This is a genomic window from Streptomyces sp. NPDC051569, assembly GCF_044454085.1.
GTDB lineage: Bacteria > Actinomycetota > Actinomycetes > Streptomycetales > Streptomycetaceae > Streptomyces.
The window spans coordinates 171,734-198,351 of record NZ_JBITDJ010000010.1; the positions used below are offsets into that span (position 1 = coordinate 171,734).

At 72.3% G+C, this 26,618-nt stretch carries 16 protein-coding genes; 7 read left to right on the forward strand and 9 right to left on the reverse strand.

Translation table 11 applies throughout. The features are described from left to right. Window positions 1-23 precede the first annotated feature (23 nt). The 3 genes from ACIBAE_RS17415 to ACIBAE_RS17425 all read left to right on the forward strand — a co-directional run bounded on the left by ACIBAE_RS17415 (window position 24) and on the right by ACIBAE_RS17425 (window position 1,886). On the forward strand, window positions 24-452 hold the full coding sequence (locus ACIBAE_RS17415) for an SRPBCC family protein (RefSeq protein WP_399285778.1): 429 nt from the start codon (window positions 24-26) through the stop codon (window positions 450-452). A 242-nt stretch (window positions 453-694) separates the two neighbouring features. Beyond that, entirely contained in the window at window positions 695-1,420 is a 726-nt protein-coding gene (locus ACIBAE_RS17420) for a helix-turn-helix domain-containing protein (protein ID WP_399285780.1), read from the forward strand. Between the two features lie 154 nt (window positions 1,421-1,574). Further along, complete coding sequence (locus tag ACIBAE_RS17425) at window positions 1,575-1,886, forward strand: SCO5918 family protein (protein WP_399285782.1); 312 nt, start codon at window positions 1,575-1,577, stop codon at window positions 1,884-1,886. A gap of 35 nt (window positions 1,887-1,921) precedes the next feature. Here the strand turns inward: ACIBAE_RS17425 and ACIBAE_RS17430 are convergent, their stop codons facing one another. From ACIBAE_RS17430 to ACIBAE_RS17450, 5 genes are all read right to left on the reverse strand, one after another. Further along, window positions 1,922-3,460, reverse strand: coding sequence for a DEAD/DEAH box helicase (locus tag ACIBAE_RS17430; RefSeq protein WP_399285784.1), 1,539 nt, complete (start codon window positions 3,458-3,460; stop codon window positions 1,922-1,924). A gap of 278 nt (window positions 3,461-3,738) precedes the next feature. Next, a complete protein-coding gene (locus ACIBAE_RS17435; protein ID WP_055489522.1) occupies window positions 3,739-3,942 on the reverse strand; it encodes a cold-shock protein in 204 nt (67 codons plus the stop codon). Between the two features lie 289 nt (window positions 3,943-4,231). Then, window positions 4,232-4,579 (reverse strand): MerR family transcriptional regulator, encoded by a 348-nt coding sequence (locus ACIBAE_RS17440; protein WP_399285786.1) that lies wholly within the window; start codon window positions 4,577-4,579, stop codon window positions 4,232-4,234. 487 nt (window positions 4,580-5,066) lie between these two features. Next, a complete protein-coding gene (locus ACIBAE_RS17445) occupies window positions 5,067-5,741 on the reverse strand; it encodes a DUF6629 family protein (protein ID WP_399285822.1) in 675 nt (224 codons plus the stop codon). A 150-nt stretch (window positions 5,742-5,891) separates the two neighbouring features. After that, window positions 5,892-6,098 carry a CsbD family protein gene (locus ACIBAE_RS17450; protein WP_399285788.1) on the reverse strand — a complete coding sequence of 69 codons (207 nt, stop codon included), beginning with the start codon at window positions 6,096-6,098 and terminating at the stop codon, window positions 5,892-5,894. A 348-nt stretch (window positions 6,099-6,446) separates the two neighbouring features. Between ACIBAE_RS17450 and ACIBAE_RS17455 the strand changes: the two genes are divergently transcribed. Further along, window positions 6,447-6,929: a hypothetical protein gene (locus tag ACIBAE_RS17455; protein WP_399285790.1), complete on the forward strand. Its 483-nt coding sequence runs from the start codon at window positions 6,447-6,449 to the stop codon at window positions 6,927-6,929. Then, the gene (locus tag ACIBAE_RS17460; protein ID WP_399285792.1) at window positions 6,922-8,064 is read left to right on the forward strand and encodes a nitric oxide synthase oxygenase; all 1,143 of its coding nucleotides are present in this window, start codon (window positions 6,922-6,924) and stop codon (window positions 8,062-8,064) included. The genes ACIBAE_RS17455 and ACIBAE_RS17460 overlap by 8 nt, the downstream gene beginning before the upstream one ends. A gap of 39 nt (window positions 8,065-8,103) precedes the next feature. Here the strand turns inward: ACIBAE_RS17460 and ACIBAE_RS17465 are convergent, their stop codons facing one another. The 4 genes from ACIBAE_RS17465 to ACIBAE_RS17480 are packed head-to-tail and all read right to left on the reverse strand — an operon-like array spanning window position 8,104 to window position 13,295. Continuing rightward, a complete protein-coding gene (locus ACIBAE_RS17465; RefSeq protein WP_399285794.1) occupies window positions 8,104-8,823 on the reverse strand; it encodes a 4'-phosphopantetheinyl transferase in 720 nt (239 codons plus the stop codon). Then, the gene (locus tag ACIBAE_RS17470; protein WP_399285796.1) at window positions 8,820-9,668 is read right to left on the reverse strand and encodes a metallophosphoesterase family protein; all 849 of its coding nucleotides are present in this window, start codon (window positions 9,666-9,668) and stop codon (window positions 8,820-8,822) included. Before ACIBAE_RS17470 ends, ACIBAE_RS17465 begins: the two co-directional genes overlap by 4 nt. Window positions 9,669-9,688: 20 nt before the next feature. Continuing rightward, window positions 9,689-11,560 (reverse strand): ABC transporter ATP-binding protein, encoded by a 1,872-nt coding sequence (locus ACIBAE_RS17475; RefSeq protein ID WP_399285798.1) that lies wholly within the window; start codon window positions 11,558-11,560, stop codon window positions 9,689-9,691. Next, complete coding sequence (locus ACIBAE_RS17480) at window positions 11,538-13,295, reverse strand: ABC transporter ATP-binding protein (RefSeq protein WP_399285800.1); 1,758 nt, start codon at window positions 13,293-13,295, stop codon at window positions 11,538-11,540. Before ACIBAE_RS17480 ends, ACIBAE_RS17475 begins: the two co-directional genes overlap by 23 nt. A gap of 285 nt (window positions 13,296-13,580) precedes the next feature. On the opposite strand from ACIBAE_RS17480, the gene ACIBAE_RS17485 reads away from it, so the two are divergent. Continuing rightward, complete coding sequence (locus ACIBAE_RS17485) at window positions 13,581-14,615, forward strand: GDP-mannose 4,6-dehydratase (protein WP_399285802.1); 1,035 nt, start codon at window positions 13,581-13,583, stop codon at window positions 14,613-14,615. A gap of 204 nt (window positions 14,616-14,819) precedes the next feature. Further along, the coding region (locus ACIBAE_RS17490; protein WP_399285804.1) for a type I polyketide synthase at window positions 14,820-26,618 on the forward strand (11,799 nt) is incomplete at its 3' end.

Genomic DNA, 26,618 nt, shown 5'->3' on the forward strand with positions numbered 1-26,618 from the left:
TCACCGACGAAAGGACAGCACTCATGTCGTCCTCCCTGCTGGAGACCGTGGACATCGACGCCCCCGTAGCGGTGAGCTGGGACCTGTGGAGCGATGTCACGCGCTGGCCGGCTTTCCTGAGCCATGTCCAGCGCGTCGACCCCATCGACGAACGCCGTTTCGCCTGGCAGCTGTCTCTCCCCGGCGCGGAGAAACACTTCGTCGCGGAACTCACCGAGGTGATCCCGCAGGACCGGATCGCCTGGAGGACCACCGAGGGCGTGCACCACGCGGGCGTCGTCACCTTCCACCGCCTCAGCGACACGACCAGCCGCGTCGCACTCCAGATCGCGTACGACCCGCAGGGGTTCGTGGAACACCTGGGCGCGCTGACCAACCTGGACTCCACGCTCGCCAACTATGACCTGGGCGAATTCCAGAGGCTCGCCGAGAAGACCGCGGCCGCCCGCTGACGCCGCGCGGTACGGGCCCGTACCGCGCGGCGTCAGCGGGCGGGTCACCTGATGGACCCAACGCCCGCCGGATAAGCGAGCAGGTTCCGGACCGTGCCGGGGCCCACCGTGGGCGCGGCGGGGCCCGGCGGCGGGGCCCCGCCGCGCCCACGGGACGAGTTCCCGCGCTTGCCCCGGGGCCCGGGTGCTGGTGTGGTCGTTACGGTGGCCGCCGTAGCTGCCGCGACCAGGAGAGGATCCTCATGTCGGAGAGTCCGCTGCGGGGGCCCGAGGGGGCCGGCCGGATGTCCCAGCGCGGTGACATCGGCCGACGGCTGGCGGCCCGCCGCGAGCAGCTCGGGCTCACCCGGGAGGAGGTCGCCGAGCGCGCGGGCTCGGCGCCCGGCTACATCCAGTACGTGGAGGAGAACCCCGCCACCCCGGCCACCGGATTCCTGCTGCGGCTGGCCAACGCGCTGGACACGACGGTCGCGGAGCTCACCGGGGGAACGGCGGACCTGCCGCCCGGAATCGGCAAGGCCGCCTACCATCCGGAGCTCACCGAGCTGTCCGCCGAGGAATGCCGCGCCCTGCTGGACACCTACGGCGTGGGCCGGGTGGCCGTGACCACGGACGAAGGCCCCGCCATCGTCCCGGTCAACTACCTGGTCGCCCAGGGCGACGTGACGTACAGAACGGCGCCCGACGCGCTCCCCGCCGCGGCGGCGGGCCGCGAAGTCGCCTTCGAGGTGGACCGGTTCGACGACGCGCTGAGCCAGGGATGGAACGTGCTGGTCGTCGGGGACGCCCGTACCGTCACCGAACCCGACGCCGTACGCGCTCTGGACGAGCTCGCACACAGCGAGCCGTGGGCCGGGGGAGAACGCGAGCTGTGGGTCGCCGTCACGCCGGCCCGGGTCACCGGCCGCCGGATCACGGTGCGCCAGACCCACCGGCCGCCCGAGGCGGAGCACCCCACGGAGGGCTGACGGCGAAAAGGAAAGCCGCGCGTTTTCCGGAATCCCGTTCGCGGCGGCTTTCCGCGTTATTCAAAGAGACCGGGGCAAAGCAGCGGCCTCCCGAACGGCCTCTCCTGTGGGATGCTGGGGTCTCCGGGTTTTTCCTACTTCTTGCCGAGGCATTATGCGCTGCGTCATCGCCCGCTTCCCCTTCGAACTCGTCAAAAGCGAGGTGCAGCAGGCGATGAAGGGCATCAAGCCCGAACCTGTCACGGGTGAGTCCGTGGTCATCGGGCGCCGGGTCTACCCCGTGAAGCAGGTCGGCGAAGTGATCACCCGTCAGGACCGGCGTGATTTCACCGCCGGTGAGGTGACCCGGGCGCTGACGCGCCTCGGCTTCACCTGCCGGGCCACCGCGGAGCCCGAGCCCGCCACCCCGCTCAGCCCGCTGGAGACCGCGTCGGCGCTGCTGTCAGGAGCCCCCGCCCGCGACTGACGGGCGGGGGCTCCTGACCGGCGGGCGACCGGCGGTCAGCGAGCCGAGCGCTCGGTACGCGCCCGGGAGGCGGCGGAGGAGCGACGGCCCCGCGCCGGACCACGGCCACGGGACGACGAGGTGCCACGTCCCGTGCGCTCGGTCACCGGCGCGGTGATGACCACCGGAACGCCCGACGGAGCCTGGGCGCCGGTGATACGGCTCAGCTCGGCCTCGCCCGAACGGACCTGGGTGGTCTGCGGGGTGATTCCGGCGTCGGCCATCAGCCGGCTCATCTCACGGCGCTGGTTGGGCAGCACCAGGGTGACCACGCTGCCGGACTCACCGGCCCGGGCGGTACGGCCGCCGCGGTGCAGGTAGTCCTTGTGGTCGCTGGGCGGGTCGACGTTCACGACGAGGTCGAGGTTGTCGACGTGAATGCCACGGGCCGCGACATTGGTGGCCACCAGCACCGTGACATGTCCGGTCTTGAACTGGGCGAGCGTACGGGTGCGCTGCGGCTGGGACTTGCCGCCGTGCAGCGCGGCGGCCCGTACTCCGCTGTTCAGCAGGTGCTCGGTGAGCCGGTCGACGGCGTGCTTGGTGTCCAGGAACATGATCACCCGGCCGTCGCGGGCCGCGATCTCCGTCGTGGTCGCGTACTTGTCGGCGCCGTGCACGTGCAGCACGTGGTGCTCCATCGTGGTGACGGCACCCGCCGAGGGGTCGACCGAGTGGACCACCGGGTCGTGGAGGTAGCGGCGGACCAGCAGGTCGACGTTACGGTCCAGGGTGGCCGAGAACAGCATCCGCTGACCCTCCGGGCGCACCTGGTCGAGCAGGGCGGTGACCTGCGGCATGAAGCCCATGTCGGCCATCTGGTCGGCCTCGTCCAGGACGGTGATCCCGACCCGGTCCAGCCGGCAGTCGCCGCGCTCGATGAGGTCCTTGAGCCGGCCCGGGGTCGCGACGACGATCTCCGCACCCCCGCGCAGCGCGCTGGCCTGCCGGCCGATCGACATACCGCCGACGACCGTGGCCAGCCGCAGCTTCAGCGAGCGGGCGTAGGGGGTGAGCGCGTCGGTGACCTGCTGGGCCAGTTCGCGGGTGGGGACGAGGACCAGGGAGAGCGGCTGACGCGGCTCGGCGCGCAGCCCCGCGGTGCGGACGAGCAGCGCCAGTCCGAAGGCGAGCGTCTTGCCGGAGCCGGTGCGCCCGCGGCCGAGGACGTCCCGTCCCGCCAGCGAGTTCGGCAGCGTGGCCGACTGGATCGGGAACGGCTCGATCATGCCCAGGCTGGTGAGCGTCGAGAGCAGCGCGGGCGGCAGGTCCAGCTCGGCGAAGGTGGCGGCCGGCGGCAGCGGCGGGGTGATGGTGACCGGAAGAGCGAACTCGCCCTGCTGCGCGGCCGGGCGACGCCCGTACCCGCCGGAGCGGCCGGGGGCGCCGGAACGGCCCGTACCACCGGAACGGCTCGGGGCCGAGCCCGAGCGGAAGCGGCTGTTCCCGCCGGAGCCACCGGAACCACCGGAACCGGCGGAGCCACCGGTACGGGTGCGGGAATAACGGTCGTTCGTGCGTCCTGCGCGGTTCATTCAGAACCTTTCTCGATGCGGGCACGTATCGAGAATTCTCGGCAGGAATGACCGCACAGAGAATCGCAAGAACGAGCCGGAAAATACAAAGAAAACGGAGCCGTGCCGAGGCGCGGAAGTCGAAATCGGCGCGTCGGGGAACGCGGCATCCGCCGAGGGCCGGTGCGGTATCCGGCCGGAGCCGCAGGCGGTTCGTCCGCCGGCGGCCCTGCAAACAGCAACGGGCTGGGGCCCGCATCCCAAGGTGCGGGCCCCAGCCTCAGTCGTGCGTCCGAGCGTCAGGCGGGAACGATGTTCTCGGCCTGCGGGCCCTTCTGGCCCTGCGTGACGTCGAAGGTCACCTTCTGGCCTTCCTGGAGCTCACGGAAGCCGGAGGCGGCGATGTTCGAGTAGTGGGCGAAGACGTCAGCGCCGCCACCGTCCTGCTCGATGAAGCCGAAGCCCTTTTCCGCGTTGAACCACTTGACGGTGCCACTGGCCATGATCTGTTCTCCTTTGGGGCATTGCCCGGGGGCCCGCACTGTGCGAGCCCCACGTCGCCGCGATGATTACCCCGTCCGGAATAGCACCGGAAATACAAAAGCGCCTCGCCGACACATAAAGTCGAACAAGAGCACTTGAAGTCTTTGGGAACCACAACTGCAACTGAGATCAACAGTAGCACGGTGCATGTGGCACGGCACGGCAAGTGTTATCACTCCGCCTGCCGTGTCATAAATTCTCACCGCGCATCGGGTCAATTTCTGTACCAGCGGCCATAGATATTCGCTGTCAGGAACCGGCGGTCCCTGCCGGGCCGGCCTGCGGCCGGCGCAGCTCCTCGTTGAGTCGCAGGGCTTCTTCCAACTGGTCCTCAAGGATGACGATGCGGCACGCGGCGTCGACCGGGGTGCCCTGGTCGACGAGGTCCCGGACGCGGGCGGCGATGCGCAGTTGGTAGCGGGAGTAGCGGCGGTGGCCGCCGGTGGAGCGGAGCGGGGTGATCAGGCGGGCCTCGCCGATGGCCCGGAGGAAAGCGGGGGTCGCGCCGATCATCTCCGCGGCGCGGCCCATGGTGTACGCGGGGTAGTCGTCATCGTCGAAACGGTCGGTGGCACGCGGTTGGGTCTCTGGGGTCACTTGCACCTCTTCTGGTACGCGTCGAGGGCCCCGATGCCGTACGGCACCGGGGCCCCGAGGGGTTCAACACCATCCACCGGCGCTGTGCGCCGGCTCTCGGTTTCCGTACGCCCGTCCGGAAGGCCGGGGATACGGGGATCGTGAATGCCTGACCGGGGACCACCTTCCAATCCTGGGCCTGCGGTACCCGGGCGGACGTACTCCGCGCCCGGGGGTCCTGATGGTGTCCAGTCCTCATCTCTTCCGGGTCCTGTGCCGGACCCGGGCCGTCGCCGACCCGGATTCCGTCCCTGTCTCTCTCCGGCGGCCCCTGGGGGCCACCCGGTCCGGCAACCAGCTCCGGGGCCTTCCATCACCTCGTGGTCCCGGAGCTCCGCTGCCGTGCCGTGTACCGCTCGCGCCAGTTCGTCTCTGGCGCGCTGTACTGGCTTCTCTCACCGACTTCAGTGGCTACACGAAAAACACTAACCACAGGAGTCCTGGATGTCTACCGTGGCCGAGGTAGATTTTTCCGTGTCGGGAGGTGAGAATCCGCTGCGGGAACGGTCGGCCCCCGCCGGACCCGCACGAGGACGACGAGCGAGGCCACCGCGGCGACGGCGCACCAGGTGGAGACGAACTCCAGTCGCCACAACAGCGCGCAGCCGACCGCCCCGGCGCCGGTCAGGAGGCCCAGCAGCCGCAGCAGCGGGTCCGCCGCCAGCAGCAGGGAGCCCAGGGTGGCGAAGAGATAACAGGCGACGATCAGCGGCGGGTACGGCAGATCGACGACGTAGCCGACGGTATGGCCACGGATCTCGGCCGTCACCGTATGGGCCGTGAGGCCGTAGGCGAGGACCGCCGCCGTGGCGAGCGCGACGACGGCCGGCGCCAGCAGCCGCCGCCGCGCCCTCGGGGGCGACGCGAGCAGTACGCCGAGCGGGACCCAGAGCACCAGGACCGGCAGGGCGAGGACGGCCCACGCCAGGGTGGCGGGACCGCTGCCTCCGCCGGCACGCCAGACGGCGGACTCGATGATCTGGTGGGCGCCGAGGAGCAGGGGCAGCGCGGCGAGCGGCAGATCCCGGAACTGCCGCCTCCGTGTCACGCGGACCACGCCGGCGGCGCCGACGAGGGCGATGCCGGCGCCCGCCGCGAGGTCGGCCGTCGCACTCCAGCACATGGGGCCGTCCATGGAACGAAGAGAGGAACGGAGAAAACGGAGAAGGGGGACGGAGAAAGGGAACGGAGAAGGGGGCGTCCGAAGACACGGCCGCCCCCGCCCCGCCGGCGTCCTGGCCGGTGGAGCGGGGGCGGCCGCGCGGCAGAAAGGTCAGGAGTTGTCGTGGTGTTCGTCGTCCATGAGGGAGTCCTTCATTCCCCGCGCCTTCTCCTTGCTGTCTTCCATGCCGCTCTTGGCCTTGGCCTTGGCCTGGTCGGTCCGGCCCTCGCTCGCCATCCGGTCGTCGCCGGTGGCCTTGCCGGTCATTTCCTTGGCCTTGCCCTTGGCCTTGTCCATCGCGTTGTCGTCGGTCGCCATGACGCACTCCTTCGCTGGGTGGCGGGACGCGGTCCCGCCGGGGCTCACCTGAGCGGATCCGGCAGGATCCGCTCAGGACGATCGCCCTACCTTCCCCTTTTATACCCATATACGAACTTTCGTTAGCCCGAGCGGGGTGCGCCCCCGAGCCGGCGGGACGGTCAGCCGGGCGACACGAGCCAGCGTGACGTTTCTGCGGGCAGGCGGTGCCGCCGTTCGGGTGATGTCCGGCTCCCGGAGCTTGTGCCGGTCCTCCGGCGGAGGCTGAAGTGGCAGCACACCCGCGAGGGTGGCGCCGGGGCGGGGTACCTCGCCCCGGCCGTTCTTCCGCGCTTCCCGGAGGTACAGGTGTCCTCTTCCCGTCTCGCGCTCTGGCTGGGTGCTCTCGCCGTCACCGGTGCCGCCGTCGTCGGCTTCGCCGCCCCGGGACCGCCGGCGCAGGCCCGGGCCGGGCGCACGCTCGACTGGGTGGCCGTCAAGAAGGCCGACACGGAGCCGCGCACGGTGACCCTCGGCGCGAGCTGGGTCACGTATCTGGAACTCCACGAGGCCCGGAACGGCAAGCCGGGCCGGATGATCGGCGACGGCAGCGCCCGCTGCGGCGCGGTCCTGGTCACCAAGGAGGGTCCGGTCACCCAGTGCCAGCGGGTTCTGCGGCTCCACGACGGCTCACTCGCGCTCAGCGCCATGATCGACCGGTTCGGTTCCGGGCCCTACACGGGCTCCTCGGCCGTCGTCGGCGGCACCGGGATCTACGCGACGGCCGCGGGCGACGCGGAGATCACCCTCGACGGCGATCTCGTCCGCTTCCGCATCCACCTGGATGGCTGAGAAGGCGGCTTCGACGGCGCGGGGCGTGGCGGGTTCCGCGCGCCCCGCGCCGGAGGCGTACCGCGCCGTGGCGGCGGAGGCGGAGCGTTTCCTGCTGGACGGCGAGACGCCCGTGGACGGCGACCGGCGAAGCCGCCTCGCCGCCGCCCGGGCGGAGATCGACGCCACCGGCGGCTACCTCCAGACGGCGGCGGAGCTCGCCCACGGCTGCAAGCTGGCCTGGCGCAACCACGCCCGCTGCGTCGGGCGGCTGCACTGGAAAGCGCTGCGCGTGGTCGACCGGCGCGACGCGGTGAGCGCCGAGGACGTCTTCGCCGCCTGCGTCGAGCACCTGCGGCTGGCGACGAACGGCGGCCGGCTCCAGCCGGTGATCACGGTGTTCGCCCCGCGCGGAGCCGACGGCTCGGCCATCCGCATCTGGAATCCGCAACTGGTGCGGTACGCCGGGTACACCCGGACCGACGGCAGCGTGGTGGGCGACCCCCTGCACGTGGGCATCACGGCGGCGGCGCAGGCCCTCGGCTGGCGCGGGAGCGGCGGCCCCTTCGACGTGCTGCCGCTGATCGTGCGGCTGCCGGGCGAGGCGCCGCGCTGGTTCGAGCTGCCGGCGGACGCGGTGCTGGAAGTGGAGCTCGTCCACCCCGAGTTCACCTGGTTCGCCGGACTGGGACTGCGCTGGCACGCCGTACCGGCCATCTCCGACATGCTGCTGGAGATCGGCGGGGTCGAGTATCCGGCCGCCCCCTTCAACGGCTGGTACGTCGGGTACGAGATCGGCGCGCGCAACCTCGCCGACACCGACCGCTACGACCTGCTGCCGCGCATCGGGGCGAGGCTCGGACTGGACATGAGCCGCGAGGACTCCCTCTGGAAGGACCTGGCGCTGGTCGAACTGAACCGGGCCGTGCTCCACTCCTTCCACCGGGCCGGGGCGCACATCGTCGACCACCACACCGTGACCCGGCAGTTCGTCACCCATGAGGAGCGGGAGCTGCGCCGGGGCCGGGCGACGCCCACCGACCGCGACTGGATCGTGCCGCCGCTGTCCCCCTCCACCACCCCGGTGTTCCACCGCGGCTACACGAACACCCCCGTCCGGCCCAACTTCCACCGGCAGGAGCCGGCCTGGAAGTGACGGGCGGCCGCCCCGGCCACCGGGCGCCCGGCGGCCTCCTCAGACCCGGCCGCCCGGACCCGGCCCCGTCGCGGACGCGCTGACGCTCGCGCTGACGGCCGGCAGATGGATGGCGGTCGCCATCAGCCCGTCGGCGGCGTGCCAGCGGCCCGCGAAGTCGCCGACGCGACGGCCGTCGACGACCGGGCCCGGTACCAGAAGCCGTGCGTGGAAGGTCCGTTCCAGCGGATCGATGGTGATCTCCGCCTGGGAGAAGTCCAGTTCACGTCCGGTGAGGGGATGCCACACCTTGAAGACGCTCTCCTTGGCGCAGAAGAGGAGCCGGTCCCAGTGGACCCCGGCATGGTGCGAGGTCAGGAACGCCACCCGCGTGGCCTCGGAGGGCAGCGCGATGACGTCCAGCACGCCACGGGGCAGCGGCTTGTCCGGCTCCGCGTCGATACCGAGGGCCGCCGTGCCGTCCGAGGAGGCCACGACCGCCGCGCGGTAACCGTCGCAGTGGGTCATGCTCCCGACCACGCCGTCGGGCCAGCGCGGCGCGCCCCTCGGGGTGGACAGCACCGGTACGGGCGGCAGGCCCAGGCGCCGCATCGCGCGCCGCGCCAGGAACCGTACGGTCGTGAACTCCCGCTGCCGCTTGGGCACCGAGAAGGCGATGAGCTCCTTCTCCTGCGGGAAGAGTTCGTCGTCCGGTCCCGCCACGGGGTCGCCGTACGCCACCTCGGCCGCGACGGCGGCCGGCAGTATCCCGTCGATCATCGGATCCCCTGACCGGCCGGCGCGGGAAGGATCTGACGCAGCGGCAGGCGCGGCGGGCGGGTGCGCCATTCGCGCGGATAGCCGATCGAGACCTCTTCGAAGCGCACCCCGTCGTGCCAGGTGACCCGGGGTATGTGCAGATGTCCGTACACCACCGCGGCGGCGCGGAAGCGCACATGCCAGTCGGCGGTCAGCTCCGTACCGCACCACTGGGCGAACTCCGGGTAGCGCAGCACGCGGGTGGGGTCGCGGACCAGCGGGAAGTGGTTGACCAGGACGGTACGCAGCGACGGATCGACGGCGGCGAGCCGGCGTTCGGTCTCCGCGACCCGGGACCAGCACCAGGCGTCCCTGCCGTCGTACGGGTCCGGGTGCAGGAAGTACTCGTCGGAGCAGACGATGCCCGCCTCGGTCGCCACCCGCAGCGACTCGGCCGTCGTCGTGGTGCCCGGTGCGCGGAACGAGTAGTCGTAGAGGACGAACAGCGGTGCCACCGCCACCGGACCTCCCGCGCCCTCCCAGACGGGGTAGGGGTCCTCGGGCGTCACGATGCCCAGCTCCCGGCACAGGTCGACCAGGCGCAGATAGCGCTTCTCCCCGCGCAGGTCGCACGGGTCCTGCGGATGCGTCCACAGTTCGTGGTTGCCCGGCACCCAGATCACCTTGGCGAACCGCTCGCTGAGCAGCCGTAGCGTCGCCTCGATGTCGGCGAACTTCTCGGCGACATCGCCCGCGACGATCAGCCAGTCCTCGTCCGACCCCGGTCGCAGGGCATCGACCAGCGCGCGATTCTCGTCGTAGACGACGTGCAGGTCGCTGACGGCCAGGAGTTTTCCGTCGGGCACAGTACCTTCCCTCTGCGAGATCACGTGGAGACGCGCGAGGACTCGTGGGCGCGGGCCGCGTGCAGCCGTGCGTAGGCGCCCTGTCGGCCGATCAGCTCGTCGTGGGTGCCACGCTCGACGATCCGCCCCGAGTCCATGACCACAATGACATCCGCGTCGCGGATGGTCGACAGCCGGTGTGCGATCACGAAGCTGGTCCTGCCCGCTCGCAGCGTGTTCATGGCCCGCTGGATGAGAACTTCGGTACGGGTGTCGACCGAGCTGGTCGCCTCGTCGAGCACCAGGACCGCCGGCCTGGCCAGGAACGCCCGGGCGACCGTGATGAGCTGCTTCTCGCCCGCGCTGACGCCCGCGGACTCGTCGTCGAGCACGGTGTCGTACCCGTCCGGCAGCGTGCGGATGAAGCGGTCCGCGCACGTCGCGCGCGCCGCTTCGACGATCTCCTCGCGGGTCGCCCCGGCGTGCCCGTACGCGATGTTCTCGGCGATCGTGCCTCCGAAGAGCCAGGTGTCCTGGAGGACGAGACCGAACCGCGAGCGCAGGTCGTCCCGTGTCATCGACGCGGTGTCCGTCCCGTCGAGCAGGATGCGGCCGTCGTCGACCTCGTAGAAGCGCATCAGGAGATTGCCCAGCGTGGTCTTGCCCGCGCCGGTCGGGCCGACGATCGCCACCGTGCTGCCGGGTTCCACGGTCAGCGACAGGTCCTCGATCAGCGGCGTGTCGGGGGAGTAGCGGAACGACACGCCGTCCAGGCGCACCTGGCCCCGGGCCTGCCCTGGCCGCACCGGACTCTTCGGGTCGGGGCTCTGCTCCGGCTCGTCGAGGAGGGTGAAGACCCGTGCGGCGGAGGCGATCCCGGACTGCAGGCGGCCGGCCACGCTCGCGACCTGGACGATCGGCTGGCTGAACTGGCGGGAGTAGAGGATGAACGCCTGGACGTCCCCGAGCGTCAGCGTGCCGCTCACCACCTTCCACGCGCCGACCACCGCGACGGCCACATAGCCGAGGTTCGCGATGAACATCATCGCGGGCTCGATGGTGCCCGAGGCGAACTGGGCCTTCGTGCCGGCCTGGAAGAGCGCCTCGTTGTGCTCGTCGAACTGCCGCTCGGCCTGAGCGCGCCGGCCGAAGGTCTTGACCAGCGAATGACCGGTGTAGATCTCCTCCACCTGCGCGCTCATCGCCCCGGTGGCCGCCCACTGGTCGGTGAACTGCGGCTGGGAGCGCTTGCTGATCCAGGCCGCCAGCACCGCCGACACCGGCACACTGGCCAGCATGATCACCGCCAGGGCCGGCGAGATGACCAGCATCAGGATCAGCATCGTGATGATGGAGAGCACCGAGGTGATCAGCTCGGCGAGGCTCTGCTGGAGCGTCTGCTGGAGGTTGTCGACATCGTTGGTGGTGCGGCCCAGTACCTCGCCCGCCGGGTGGCGGTCGAAGTAACTCAGCGGCAGCCGGCCGAGCTTGTCCTCCGCGCGCTCCCGCAGATCGAAGATCACCCGCTGGACGACGGCCGCGGTCAGCCGGCCCTGGACGAGCATGAACAGCGAGGCCGCGACGTAGAGCACGAGCAGGATCAGCAGCAGCCGGCCGACCCGGCCGAAGTCGACGCCCGCCGCGTGGGCCCCGGGGCCCACGCCGATCGCACCGTCGACGATCAGGTCGGTCGCCTTCCCGAGGAGCAGCGGACCGGACGCGGTGAGCGCGATCCCGCCGATCCCGGTGGCGAGGGCCAGCACGATGCGGGAGCGGTGCGGCCGGAGCAGACCGAGGAGCCGCCGGCCGTGACTCCGGGGTGCCGCTCCCGCCGGTGCCGGTGCCGGTGCCGGTGCCGCTCCCGCCGCTCCCGGCGCCGGTATCGGTCGGCTAGGGCTGCCTGGCGAGTCCATCGACGGCCTCCTCCTCGGTGAGCTGGGAGAGGGCGATCTCCCGGTACGTCGAGCTGTCGCGCAGCAACTCGCCATGGGTGCCGGCGGCGACGACCCGCCCCTCGTCGAGGACCACGATGCGGTCCGCGTGCTGGACCGTGGCGACACGCTGGGCGACGGTGATCACCGTCGCCCGCTCGGTCTCGGGCGCGAGCGCCGAGCGCAGCGCGGCGTCCGTGGCGTAGTCGAGCGCCGAGAAGCAGTCGTCGAACAGATAGATGTCGGGCCGGCGCAGCAGGGTGCGCGCGATGGCCAGCCGCTGGCGCTGGCCGCCCGACACGTTCGTACCGCCCTGGGCGATCTCCGCGTCGAGACCGCCGGTCATCCGCTCCACGAAACCGGCCGCCTGGGCGACCCGCAGGACCCGCCACAGCTCCTCGTCGGTGGTGTCCGGATTCCCGAAGCGGAGGTTGGTCGCGACGGTGCCGGAGAACAGGTACGGCTTCTGCGGCACGAAACCGACGGCGCGGCTGAGGGTGTCGGGGGCCAGCTCCCGTACGTCGGCGCCGTTGACGCGCACCGAGCCGTCCGTGGCGTCGAAGAGCCGCAGAACCAAGTTGAGCAGGGTGGTCTTGCCGCTTCCCGTGGAGCCGAGGACCGCCAGGCTCTCGCCGGGAGCGACGGTCAGGTCGATCTCCTGGAGCACCGGCTTCTCCGCGCCCGGATAGCGGAACTCCGCCCCGCGGAGTTCGAGCCGGCCGGCCAGGGCGTCCGTGGTCCGTACCGGCTCCGGCGGTGCCGTGACACTCGTCGCGGTGTCCAGCAGCTCCTGGATACGCCCGGCGGACACCTTCGCGCGGGGCACCGACAGGAAGACGAACGCCACCATCACGACCGACATCAGGATGAGGGAGAGATAGCTGAGGAACGCGCTCAGCGCGCCGACCCGCATCGTCCCGGAGCCGATGCGGTGCGCGCCCACCCACAGGATGGCGACCATGAACGCGTTCATGAGGAGGAGCACCACGGGGAGCATGGACGCGATGAGCCGTCCGACGCGCCGCGAGACCTCGAAGAGCTCGGAGTTCGTCCGGGTGAACCGCTCGCGCTCGTAGCTGTCCCGGACGAAGGAACGCACCACGCGCACGCCGGTGATCTGCTCGCGCAGCAACCGGCCCAGCCGGTCCAGGTAGGTCTGCATCCGCTCGTAGAACGCCCCCATCCGGGCCAGGAGCAGACCGAACGAGACGCCCACCACGAGGACGAGGACCACCAGGATCAGCGCCAGCGGCACGTCCTGCTGAAGCGCCAGGGCGATGCTGCCCAGGCACATGATGGGCGCCGACACCACGATGCCGAACCCCGACAGGGCCAGGGTCTGCACCTGCTGGACGTCGTTCACCGTCCGGTTCATCAGGGACGGCGTACCGAAGCGGCCCACCTCGCGGGCGGAGAAGTCCAGTACGCGGCGGAAGACGGCGGAGCGGATGTCGCGGCCCATCGCCATCGCGGTACGGGAGCCCAGCGACACCGCGCCGACCGCCGACACGATCTGCACGAGCGCCACCGCGATCATCACCGCGCCCAGCCGTGAGATGTAGCCGCTGTCCTCTCTGATCACGCCGTTGTCGATGAGCGCGGCGCCGAGGGTCGGCAACAGCAACGTGGCGAGGATCTGAACCAGTTGCAGCAGGACCAGCAGGGCGGCCGCTCGCCTGTAGGGACGCACATGAGTGCGCAGCAGTCTGAACAGCACGGAAAAGCACTCCGGTTGACAGAGCCGGCCCGGACGCCGACGCACCCAGTGCACCGCACGAGGGGCCCGAAAATCCCTAGTGTTGGGCGCCTTCCGGCTCCCGACGCCTTCCGGCGGACCGGCCCCACTCAGGAATTCCCTAGTATGCCGGGGATTTCTTGACACCATGGTCGGCGGCTTGCGAGCGTGCCGATGTCTATCGTCCGGACAGAAGCGTATTCGATGCAAGGTCGTCGACCTAGCTCAGCGTTTGGGCGGTCTCTCCGTGGTCGAGAAGGGGTTGGAATGTCCAAGCGTGCGTTGATCACTGGAATTACCGGGCAGGATGGTTCCTATCTGGCGGAGCACCTGCTCTCGCAGGGCTACCAGGTATGGGGTTTGATCCGGGGGCAGGCGAACCCGCGAAAGTCGCGGGTCAGCCGGCTGGCCTCCGAGCTGTCCTTTGTCGAAGGGGACCTGATGGACCAGGCGAGCCTGGTCTCCGCCGTCGACACCGTGCAGCCCGACGAGGTCTACAACCTCGGCGCCATCTCGTTCGTGCCGATGTCGTGGCAGCAGGCCGAACTGGTCACCGAGGTCAACGGAATGGGCGTGCTCCGCGTCCTGGAGGCGATCCGGATGGTGAGCGGTCTGGGCACCTCCCGCACCGCCTCCGCACACGGCCAGATCCGCTTCTACCAGGCGTCGTCCTCGGAGATGTTCGGCAAGGCCGCCGAGACCCCGCAGCGGGAGACGACGCTCTTCCACCCGCGCAGCCCGTACGGCGCCGCCAAGGCGTACGGGCACTTCATCACCCGCAACTACCGTGAGTCCTTCGGGATGTACGCGGTCTCCGGGATGCTCTTCAACCACGAATCCCCGCGTCGTGGCGCGGAGTTCGTGACCCGGAAGATCTCCCTCGCGGTCGCCCGGATCAAGCTGGGACTCCAGGAGGAACTGCGCCTGGGGAACCTCGACGCGGTCCGCGACTGGGGCTTCGCCGGCGACTACGTGCGTGCCATGCACCTCATGCTCCAGCAGGACGAGCCGGACGACTACGTCGTGGGCAGCGGCAGCATGCACTCGGTCGCGGAGGCCGTGCGGATCGCCTTCGAACACGTCGGCCTCAACTGGGAGGACTACGTGGTCATCGACCCCGAACTGGTCCGCCCCGCCGAGGTGGAGATCCTCTGCGCCGACAGCAAGCACGCCCGCACCCAGCTGGGCTGGAAGCCGTCCGTCGACTTCCCCGAGCTGATGCACATGATGGTCGACGCCGACCTCAAGCAGGTTTCCCGCGAACACGAATACGGGGACCTTCTGCTGGCCTCCGGCTGGTAGCGGCGGGAATCCCGGTCCAAGACTAGGGATTTCCCGACGCGGTCGCGACGAAAATCGCCACATGGCTTCCCCTTAACCGGCTGCGAAGCCATGTGGCATTCGATTTATCGCACCTCTTTTTGCCCTTACTTATTGCACGACGAGCGCGAGATGTCCGGCGTGATTCATGTTCGACCGCTGGCTGTCGAGATGGGTTGAGTTGAGATGGACAACGAACAGAAGCTCCGGGACTACCTCAAGCTTGCGACCGCCGATCTGCGACGGACGCGGCAGCGGGTCAACGACCTCGAGACGGCGGCTCAGGAGCCGATCGCCATCGTGGGCATGACCTGCCGCTATCCGGGCGGGATCAGCAGCCCCGAAGACCTGTGGCGGATGGTCGAGGCCGGCGGGAACGGCATCTCGGAATTCCCCACGGACCGTGGCTGGGACACCGAGGCGCTCGCCTCGTCGAGCACCACCTCCGGCGGATTCCTGCACGAGGCGCCCGACTTCGACGCCGACTTCTTCGGCATCTCGCCGCGCGAGGCGCTGGCGATGGACCCGCAGCAGCGCGTCGTGCTGGAAGCCGCCTGGGAGGCCTTCGAGCGCGCGGGCATCGACCCGACCTCGGTCAAGGGCAGCCAGACCGGTGTGTTCATGGGCGCGATGGCCCAGGACTACCGGGTCGGGCCCGCCGACGGCGTCGAGGGCTTCCAGCTGACCGGCAACACGGGCAGCGTCCTGTCCGGACGTATCTCCTACACCTTCGGCACGGTCGGCCCGGCCGTCACCGTCGACACCGCCTGTTCGTCGTCCCTGGTGGCCGTGCACCTCGCCGCACAGGCGCTGCGCGGAGGGGAGTGCACCCTCGCGCTGGCCGGCGGCGTCACCGTCATGTCGAGCCCCGGTACGTTCGTCGAGTTCAGCCGTCAGGGCGGGCTCTCCGCCGACGGCCGCTGCCGTTCCTTCGGCGACACCGCCGACGGCACCGGCTGGGCCGAGGGCGTGGGCGTCCTGGTGCTGGAGCGGCTCTCCGACGCCCAGCGCAACGGCCACGAGATCCTCGCCGTCGTCCGCGGCTCCGCCGTCAACCAGGACGGCGCGTCCAACGGCCTGACCGCCCCGAACGGCCCGTCGCAGCAGGAAGTCATCCAGCAGGCCCTGATCAACTCCCGCCTGTCGGCCGACCAGATCGACGTCGTCGAGGCCCACGGCACCGGCACCACCCTCGGCGACCCCGTCGAGGCACAGGCCCTGCTGGCCACCTACGGCCAGGGCCGCGACGAGAGCCGGCCGCTGCTGCTCGGCTCGGTGAAGTCGAACATCAGCCACACCCAGGCCGCCGCCGGTGTCGCCGGCGTCATCAAGATGGTCATGGCGATGCGGCACGGCATAGTGCCCCGCACGCTGCTGGCCGAGGAGCCCTCCTCGCACGTCGACTGGTCGCGGGGCGCGGTCAGGATCCTGGACGAGAACTCCGCCTGGCCCGAGACGGGAGCGCCCATGCGGGCCGCCGTCTCCTCCTTCGGCATCAGCGGCACCAACGCGCACACCATCGTCGAGCAGGCCCCCGAACCGGTCACCCCCGAACCGGGTACCCCCGGCACGGCCGACGCCGCCGGGGCCCCGGCCGTCGAGGCCGGCACCGTCCCCCTCCTGGTGTCCGGGCGGACCCGGGACGCGCTGCTCGCACAGGCCGCCGCCCTGCGCTCCGCGCTGGAGGCCGACCCCGCCGCGTCCGTCCTCGACACCGCCTACTCGCTGGCCACCACCCGGGCCGCCTTCGAGCACCGCGCGGTGCTCTCGGCCGCCGACCGTGACACCGCGCTCGCCGCACTGACCGCCCTCGCCGAGGACACCGAGGCCGCCGACCGCGTCGAGGGCACCACGCAGGGCGACGGCCGCCTCGCGTTCCTGTTCACCGGCCAGGGCGCGCAGCGCCTCGGCATGGGCCGCGAACTCCACGCCCGCTTCCCGGTGTTCGCCGAGGCGTTCGACGCGGCGGTCACCGAGCTGGACCAGCACCTCGACCGCCCGCTGCGGGAGGTGCTGTGGGGCGAGGACGCCGCCGCGCTGGACCGTACCGAGTACGCGCAGCCCGCGCTGTTCGCCGTCGAGACCGCGCTGTTCCGCCTGGTGGACTCCTGGGGCATCAAGCCCGACTACCTGACCGGCCACTCGATCGGCGAGCTCACCGCCGCCCACGTGGCCGGTGTGCTGTCGCTGGGCGACGCCGCCGCCCTCGTCGCCGCCCGGGGCCGGCTCATGGGAGCCCTGCCCGCCGGCGGCGCGATGATCGCCGTACAGGCCACCGAGGACGAGGTCACCCCGCTGCTCCTCGGCCACGAGGACCGGGCGTCGATCGCCGCCGTCAACGGCCCGACCGCCGTCGTCCTCGCCGGCGAGGAGGAGACCGTGACCGCGATCGCCGCCCGCCTGGAGGCGGACGGCCGCAAGACCAAGCGGCTGCGCGTCTCGCACGCCTTCCACTCGCCGCTCATGGAGCCGATGCTCGACGAGTTCCGCGCCGTCGTGGCCGGACTCTCCCTCCAGGCCCCGCTGATGCCGTTCGTCTCCAACGTGACCGGAGAGCCCGCCACGGTCGCCCAGGTGACCTCGACCGACTACTGGGTCGACCACGTCCGCCGCGCCGTCCGGTACGCCGACGGCGTCGACTGGCTGCTCGGCCACGGCGTCACCACCTTCCTCGAACTCGGCCCCGACGGCGTGCTGTCCGCGATGACCCAGGACTCCCTGGCCGCCGCGGGCGCCGACGGCCCCACCGCGCTCCCCCTCCTGCGCGGCGGCCGCCCCGAGATCCCCACCCTCACCACGGCCCTGGCCGGTCTGCACGTCCGCGGTGTCACCGCCCGCTGGGACGCGTACTTCACCGGCACCGGAGCCCGCCGCGTCGACCTGCCCACGTACGCCTTCCAGCGCCGCAGGTACTGGCCCAAGGGCTTCCAGAGCCACACCGCCGACCTGCGCGCCGCCGGACTCGGCGTCGCCCACCACCCGCTGCTCTCCGCCGCCGTCTCCCTCGCCGACTCCGAGGGCGCCCTGCTCACCGGACGGCTGTCGCTCCAGACCCACCCGTGGCTCGCCGACCACGCCGTCGGCGGCACCACCCTGCTCCCCGGCACCGCCTTCCTCGAACTGGCCATCCGGGCCGGCGACGAGGTCGGCTGCGACCGGGTCGAGGACCTCACCCTGGCCGCGCCGCTGATCCTCCCGGAGCAGGGCGGCATCCAGGTCCAGCTGGGGATCGGCAACCCCGACGAGTCGGGCCGCCGCACCGTCACCGTCTCCTCCCGCCCCGAGGGGCCCGAGGACACGGCGTGGACCCGGCACGCCACCGGTGTGCTCGCACTGGGCGAGCAGCGCACCCTCCTCGACACCGAGGAGTGGCCCCCGGCCGGCGCGGAGCCGGTCGGCATCGAAGGCATCTACGACCGGCTGGCCGACGACGGCTTCGGCTACGGCCCCGTCTTCCAGGGCCTGCGGGCCGTCTGGCGGCGGGACGGCGAGGTGTACGCCGAGGTCGTGCTGCCCGAGGGCGGCCAGGCCGACGCGGACGCGTTCGGACTGCACCCCGCGCTGCTGGACGCGGCGCTGCACGCGGCGTCCTTCGTCGAACTCGGCGAGGGGAGCCGGGGCGGGCTGCCCTTCTCCTGGGAGGGCGTGTCCCTGCACGCCACCGGCGCCTCCGCGCTGCGGGTGCGGCTGACCCCGGCCGCCGAGGACGCGGTCTCGATCGCCGTCGCGGACGACGCCGGTGAACCGGTCGTCTCCATCGACTCGCTGGTCCTGCGCCCGGTCGCGGCCGGACCGGCCGGCTCCGCCGCCGCCGTCGGCAGGGACGCGCTGTTCGGCCTCGACTGGGTCCCGGTACGGACCGGCACGGACACCCCCGCCTCGGTCGCCGTGGTCGGTCCCGACGCGTACGGGATCGCCGAGGAGCTGGCACCGCTCGGATCGGTCGCGATCCACCCCGACCTGGCGTCCCTGGCGGCGGGGGAGTCCCCGGTGCCCGGCGTCGTGCTGACGGTGATCGCCGGTGACCCCGGAGCCGACGCGGCGCTGTCCGCCCGCACGCTGACGGCGGACGCCCTGGCGTCCGCGCAGGCGTGGCTGGCCGAGGAGCGCTTCGCCGGCTCCCGGCTGGTGTTCGTGACGCGCGGCGCCGTCGGCGGCCGTGACGTGGCGGCCGCCCCGGTGTGGGGCCTGGTGCGCTCCGCGCAGTCGGAGAACCCCGGCCGCTTCGGCCTCGTCGACCTGGACCCGGAGCACACGACCGGTGTCCTCCCGGCCGCACTCGCCCTGGACGAGCCGCAGCTGACCATCCGCGACGGAGAGGTCAGGGCCGGGCGCCTGGTCCGCAGGCCGGTGGCCGGCGGAGCCGGACTCGGTCCCGTCTGGGGCGCGGGCGGCAGCGTCCTGATCACCGGCGGTACGGGTGGGCTGGGCGCCGTCATCGCCCGGCACCTGGTCGCCGAACAGGGCGTACGGCGACTGCTGCTGGTCAGCCGGCGCGGCCTGGCCGCCGAGGGCGCCGAGGAGCTGGTGGCCGAGCTGGAATGCCACGGCGCCGAGGTGACCGCCGCCGCCTGCGACGTCGCCGACCGCGGCGCGCTGGCCGGCCTGCTGGCCGATCACCCCGTGTCCGCCGTGGTGCACGCGGCGGGCGTCCTGGACGACGGCACCATCGGCACGCTCACGCCCGAGCGGCTGAACACCGTACTGCGGCCGAAGACCGACGCGGCCTGGAACCTGCACGAGCTGACGCGCGGCCTCGACCTGACCGCCTTCGTCCTCTTCTCCTCCGTGGCCGGGCTCTTCGGCGGCGCGGGACAGGGCAACTACGCGGCCGGCAACGCGTTCCTGGACGCGCTGGTGGAGCGCCGCCGCGCCGAGGGCCTGCCGGGCGTCTCGCTCGTCTGGGGCCCGTGGGACCAGACCGGCGGCATGACCGGCGGGGTCAGCGACACGGACATGCGGCGCCTCGCGCGCTCGGGCATGCCGTCGCTCTCGGTGGAGCAGGGCGTCGCGCTGTTCGACGCCGCGCTCGCCACCGGCGAGGCCGTCGTGGCGCCCGTCCGGCTGGACCTGCCGATGCTGCGCGCCCAGGGCGACGTCCCGCCGCTGCTGCGGTCGCTGATCCGCGCCCGGTCCCGCCGCGCCTCCGTCACCGGATCGAGCACGGCCGGGAGCCTCGTCCAGCGGCTGGGCCGGCTCGACGAGACCGACCGCCACGAGATGCTGCTGGACCTGGTACGCGGGCAGGTCGCCCTCGTCCTCGGCCACTCCGGCGCCGACGCCATCGACGCCGGCCGCGCCTTCCGCGACCTGGGCTTCGACTCGCTCACCGCCGTGGAACTGCGCAACCGGCTGGGCACGGTGACCGGGCTGCGCCTGCCGGCCACCCTGGTCTTCGACTACCCGACCGTCCGGAACCTGGCGGGCTACCTCCTCGACGAGCTGCTCGGCTCGGACGTGGCGCCGCCCACCGCCACCCGGACCGCCGCCGTCGCCGACGACCCGATCGTGGTCGTCGGGATGAGCTGCCGCTACCCGGGCGGCGTGGCCTCGCCGGAGGACCTGTGGCGCCTGGTCACCGAGGGCGCCGACGTGGTCTCCGGCTTCCCGGTCAACCGTGGCTGGGACATCGAGTCGCTGTACCACCCGGACCCGGACCACACCGGGACCGCGTACACCCGCTCCGGTGGATTCCTGCACGACGCGGGCGAGTTCGACCCCGCGTTCTTCGGGATGAGCCCGCGCGAGGCGCTCGCCACCGACTCCCAGCAGCGACTGCTGCTGGAAGCCTCCTGGGAAGCCGTCGAGCGGGCCGGTGTCGACCCGCGGTCGCTGCGCGGCAGCGCCACCGGTGTCTTCGCCGGCGTCATGTACAGCGACTACAGCGCCGTCCTGGCGGGCGACGAGTTCGAGGGCTTCCGGGGCGGCGGCAGCTCGCCGAGTCTCGCCTCGGGACGTGTCTCGTACACGATGGGCCTCGAAGGCCCCGCCGTCACCGTCGACACCGCCTGCTCGTCGTCCCTCGTCGCGATGCACTGGGCCATGCAGGCCCTGCGCAGCGGTGAGTGCTCGCTGGCGCTCGCCGGTGGTGTCACCGTCATGTCGACGCCCACCGTCTTCGTGGAGTTCTCCCGGCAGGGCGGCCTGTCGCCCGACGGGCGCTGCAAGGCCTTCTCCGAGTCCGCCGACGGCGTCGGCTGGTCCGAGGGCGTCGGCATGCTCGTCCTGGAGCGCCAGTCGGACGCCGTACGCAACGGTCACCAGATCCTCGCCGTCGTCCGTGGCTCCGCCGTCAACCAGGACGGCGCGTCCAACGGCCTCACCGCCCCCAACGGCCCCTCCCAGCAGCGGGTGATCCGGCAGGCACTCGCCAGCGGCGGCCTGACCGCCGACGACGTGGACGCCGTCGAGGCCCACGGCACGGGTACCACGCTCGGTGACCCCATCGAGGCGCAGGCGCTGCTCGCCACCTACGGCCGGGAGCGCGACGGGAGCCGGCCGCTGCTGCTCGGCTCGGTGAAGTCGAACATCGGCCACACCCAGGCCGCCGCCGGTGTCGCCGGCGTGATCAAGATGATCATGGCGATGCGGCACGGCGTCCTCCCGCGAACGCTCCACGTCGACGCCCCCTCGTCGCACGTGGACTGGTCCGAAGGCGCGGTGGAGCTGCTGACCGAGCAGACCGACTGGCCGGAGACCGACCGTCCGCGCCGCGCCGGTATCTCGTCCTTCGGCATCAGCGGCACCAACGTCCACACCATCATCGAGCAGCCCCCGCGTCCCACGGCCCCGGCCCGGACCACCCCGCGCCGCGCGGGCGGAGCCGTACCGTGGCTGGTCTCGGGCCGGACCCGGGACGCCCTGCGCGGCCAGGCCGCCCGACTGCTGTCCTACGTCCAGGCCCGCCCCGAACTCGACCTCACCGACGCCGCGTTCTCCCTGGCCACCACCCGCTCGCAGTTCGACCGGCGCGCGGCCGTGGTCGGCGCCGACCGCACCGCGCTGCTGCGGTCGCTCACCGCCCTCGCCACCGGCAAGGCCGACGCCGGGGTGATCGAGGGCGAGGCCGCCGGGCGCGGCAGGACCGCCTTCCTCTTCACCGGCCAGGGCAGCCAACGGCCCGCCATGGGACGCGAACTGTACGAGCGGTTCCCGGTGTTCGCCGAGGCGCTCGACGCGGTCCTCACCGAACTCGACCCGTTGCTGGACCGCCCGCTGCGCGACGTGCTCTTCGCCGCCGACGGCACGGACGAGGCCGCGCTGCTCGACGAGACCGGATGGACCCAGCCCGCGCTGTTCGCCGTCGAGGTGGCGCTGTTCCGCCTCGTACGCTCCTGGGGCGTCAAGCCGGACTTCGTGGCCGGCCACTCGGTCGGTGAGATCGCGGCCGCGCATGTGGCCGGGGTGTTCTCGCTGGCCGACGCCTGCCGTCTGGTCGCGGCGCGGGCGCGGCTGATGCAGGCGCTGCCCTCCGGCGGCGCGATGGTCGCCGTGCGGGCCGCCGAGGACGAGGTCCTCCCGCTGCTCGCCGGACGCGAGGACCAGGTGTCCGTCGCCGCCGTCAACGGCCCCACCTCCGTCGTCGTCTCCGGTGACGAGGACGCCGTCCTCGACATCGCCGCCACCTTCGACGCCCAGGGACGCAAGACCAAGCGCCTGCGGGTGAGCCATGCCTTCCACTCGCCCCGGATGGCCGCGATGCTCGACGGCTTCCGCGCCGTCGCCGGGGAACTCACCTACAGCGCGCCGGACATCGCGCTCGTCTCCAACCTGACCGGCGAGCAGGCCACCGCCGAGCAGCTCTGCTCGGCCGAGTACTGGGTCGAGCACGTACGGGGAGCGGTCCGCTTCGCCGACTGCGTGACGACCCTGCGCGACGCGGGCATCACCACCTTCCTGGAGCTGGGCCCCGACGGACCGCTGTCCGCCATGGCCCAGGACACCCTCGGCGACACGTACGAGGCCGAGACCGTCCCGCTGCTGCGCGCCGACCGCTCCGAGGAACTGGCCGCCACCACGGCGCTGGCCCGCCTCCAGACGCACGGCGTCACCGTGGACTGGCCCGCCTACTTCGCGGGCAGCGGCGCCCGCCGTGTCGACCTGCCGACCTACGCCTTCCAGCACGAGTTCTACTGGCCGCAGCTGCCCGCCGCCGCTCCCTCCGCCGCGACCACCGACCCCGGCGACCAGCGCCTGTGGGCCGCCGTGGAGCGCGGCGACGCCGACGAACTGGCCGCCATCCTCGGACTCGGCGACCAGGAGCACGACTCCCTCGGCTCCCTGCTCCCCGCCCTCACCTCCTGGCGGCGCGGCAAGCAGGAGAAGTCCCTGCTCGACGCCCTGCGCTACCGCGTCGAGTGGACCCCGCCGCGCAAGCCGGCCGCCCCCGTACTGGACGGCACCTGGCTGCTCGTCAGCAGCGACGGCGGCACCGGGAGCACCGACGGCGGCCAGGACGGCGACACCCTGATCGACGACCTGGCGGCCGCGCTCAGCGCGCACGGCGCCCGCGTACGCCGCCTGGTCCTCGACGCCTCCTGCACCGACCGGACCGTCCTGGCGGAGCGGCTCAGCGCCGTCGAGGACAGCGACACCACGGCCCACGTCCTGTCCGTCCTCCCGCTGGACGAGCGTCCCAGCGGCACGTACGCCCCGCTCACCACCGGGCTCGCCCTGACCGTCGCGCTCGTCCAGGCGCTCGCCGACACCGGCGCCGACGGCCGGCTGTGGACCGCCACCCGGGGCGCCGTGTCGACCGGCGCCGGGGACCCGGTCACCCGGCCCGCCCAGGCCGCTGCCTGGGGGCTCGGCCGGACCGCCGCGCTGGAGCACCCCCGCCTCTGGGGCGGACTGGTCGACCTGCCCGCGACGCTCGACGAGCAGGCCGCGCAGCGGCTCGCGGGCGTGCTCGCCACGAAGGACGCCCCCGACGGCGAGGACCAGGTCGCGCTCCGTGCCACCGGTGTCTCGGGACGCCGGCTCGTCCGGCACCCCGTGGACGCGCTGCCCGCCGAAGGCGAGTTCACCGCGCGGGGCACCGTGCTGGTGACCGGCGGCACCGGCGGTCTCGGCGCCGAGGTCGGCCGCTGGCTGGCCCGCTCCGGCGCGGAGAACCTCGTCCTGACCAGCCGCCGCGGCCCGGACGCTCCCGGCGCCGCCGAACTCCGCGCCGAGCTGGAGGAGCTGGGCGCCCGCGTCGAGATCGTCGCCTGCGACGTCTCCGACCGCGACGCGCTCGCCGCCGTACTCGACGCGATCCCCGGCGACCTGCCGCTGACCGGTGTCGTCCACACCGCCGGCGTCGGCCAGTACGGACCGCTGGAACACACCACCCTGGCGGAGTTCGCCGCACTGACCTCGGCGAAACTGGCGGGCGCCGCCCACCTCGACGCCCTGCTCGGGGACCGCGAACTCGACCTGTTCGTCCTCTTCGGCTCCATCGCCGGTGTCTGGGGCAGTGGGGCACAAAGCGCCTACGGCGCAGCCAACGCCTACCTGGACGCGCTCGCCGAGCACCGCCGCGCCCGCGGCCTGACCGCCACCTCCGTGGCCTGGGGCCCCTGGGCCGAAGCGGGCATGGCCGTCGACGAGGCCGTCTCCGAGGGCCTGCGGCGACAGGGCCTCGGCCTCCTGGAGCCGCGCCTCGCCATGACCGAACTGCGCCGCGCGGTCGTCCGGCAGGACACCACCGTCACCGTGGCCGACGTCGACTGGGGCCGCTACGCCCCGATCTTCACCTCGGGCCGGCCCAGCGCCCTGCTCGCCGACCTGCCCGAGGTACGGGCCCTGGCCGGCGGCGCCGGAGAGGAAGCGGCGGCCGACGCCTCCGAGTTCGTCACCCGCGTACGCGCCCTCGCCGAGCCGGAGCAGGCCCGCCTGCTCGCCGACCTCATCCGCAGCGAGGCGGCGGCGGTCCTGGGCCACAGCTCCGCCGACGGCGTCCCGGAAGGACGCGCCTTCCGCGACATCGGCTTCGACTCGCTCACCGCCGTCGAGCTGCGCAAGCGCCTGACCACCGTCACCGGCCTCACCCTGCCCACCACGATGGTCTTCGACTACCCGACCCCCGTGGCGCTCGCGCAGTACCTCCAGGCGGAGATCCTGGGCGGCGTGCTGGAGGTGTCAGGACCGGTCACCACCACGGCGGCCGACGACGAGCCCATCGCCATCATCGGGATGAGCTGCCGCTTCCCCGGCGGAGCCGGCTCCCCCGAGCAGCTGTGGGACCTGGTCACCTCCGGCGGCGACGCCGTGACGGAATTCCCCGTCAACCGTGGCTGGAACGCCGACGCGCTGTACGACCCCGACCCCGACCGGCCCGGCACGACCTACTCGACGCAGGGCGGATTCCTGCACGAGGCCGATGAGTTCGACCCCACGTTCTTCGGCATCTCGCCCCGCGAGGCCCTGGTGATGGACCCCCAGCAGCGACTGCTGCTGGAGACCACCTGGGAGAGCTTCGAGCGCGCCGGGATCGACCCGGCCACCGTGCGCGGCAGCCTCACCGGCACCTTCATCGGCTCCAGCTACCAGGAGTACGGCCTCGGCGCCGGTGACGGCGCCGAGGGCCACATGGTCACCGGCAGCAGCCCCAGCGTGCTGTCCGGCCGGCTCAACTACGTCTTCGGGCTGGAAGGCCCCGCCGTCACCGTCGACACCGCGTGCTCGTCCTCGCTCGTCGCGCTGCACCTGGCCTGCCAGTCGCTGCGCAACGGCGAATCCACCATGGCCGTCGCGGGCGGCGCGACCATCATGACCACGCCCGCCCCCTTCGTCGCGTTCAGCCGGCAGCGCGCCCTCGCCCGGAACGGCCGCTGCAAGGCGTTCTCCGACGACGCGGACGGCATGACCCTGGCCGAGGGCGTCGGCATCCTGCTCGTCGAGCGGCTCTCCGACGCCCGCCGCAACGGCCACCCGGTCCTCGCCGTGGTGCGGGGCTCGGCCATCAACCAGGACGGCGCGTCCAACGGCCTCACCGCCCCCAACGGCCCCTCGCAGCAGCGCGTCATCCGCCAGGCCCTCGCCAACGCCCGCCTCGCCCCCTCGGACATCGACGTCCTGGAGGCCCACGGCACCGGCACCCCGCTGGGCGACCCGATCGAGGCCCAGGCGCTCATCGCGACCTACGGCCGCGACCGCGACCCGGAGCGCGCCCTGCTGCTCGGCTCGGTCAAGTCCAACATCGGGCACACCCAGTCCGCCGCCGGTGTCGCGAGCGTCATCAAGATGGTGATGGCGCTGCGCAACGGCGTGCTGCCCCGGACGCTGCACGCGGACACTCCGTCGTCGCACGTCGACTGGTCCTCCGGCTCCGTACAGCTGCTGTCCGAGGAGGTGGAGTGGCCGGAGACCGGCCGGCCGCGCCGGGCCGCCGTGTCGTCGTTCGGCATCAGCGGCACCAACGCTCACACCCTGCTGGAGCAGGCCCCGGTCGAGGAGGAGACCGAGGACACCGAGCGCACGCCCGTACCCGTCGCCGGCGGCGTGGTGCCGTGGGTGGTCTCGGGCCGTACCGGCTCCGCCGTACGGGAGCAGGCGGCCCGCCTGCTGTCCCACATCGAGAACGGCCCCGGACACCGGCCCCTCGACGTCGGGTTCTCGCTCGTCTCGTCGCGTTCGGTCTTCGACCACCGGGCCGTGCTGATCCCCGTCGGGCAGGAGGACCCGCTGGAGGCCCTGCGCGCGGTGGCGGCCGACGGACCGTCGTCCGTGGTGGCCCGAGGGGTGGCCGATGTGGACGGGAAGACGGTGTTCGTCTTCCCGGGTCAGGGTTCGCAGTGGGTCGGGATGGGTGCGCGGCTGCTGGACGAGTCGCCGGTGTTCGCGGAGCGGGTCGGTGAGTGTGCGGCCGCGTTGGCGGAGTTCACCGATTGGTCGCTGGTGGATGTGCTGCGGGGTGTCGAGGACGCGCCGTCGTTGGAGCGGGTCGATGTGGTGCAGCCGGCGTCGTTCGCGGTGATGGTGTCGCTGGCCGCGTTGTGGCGT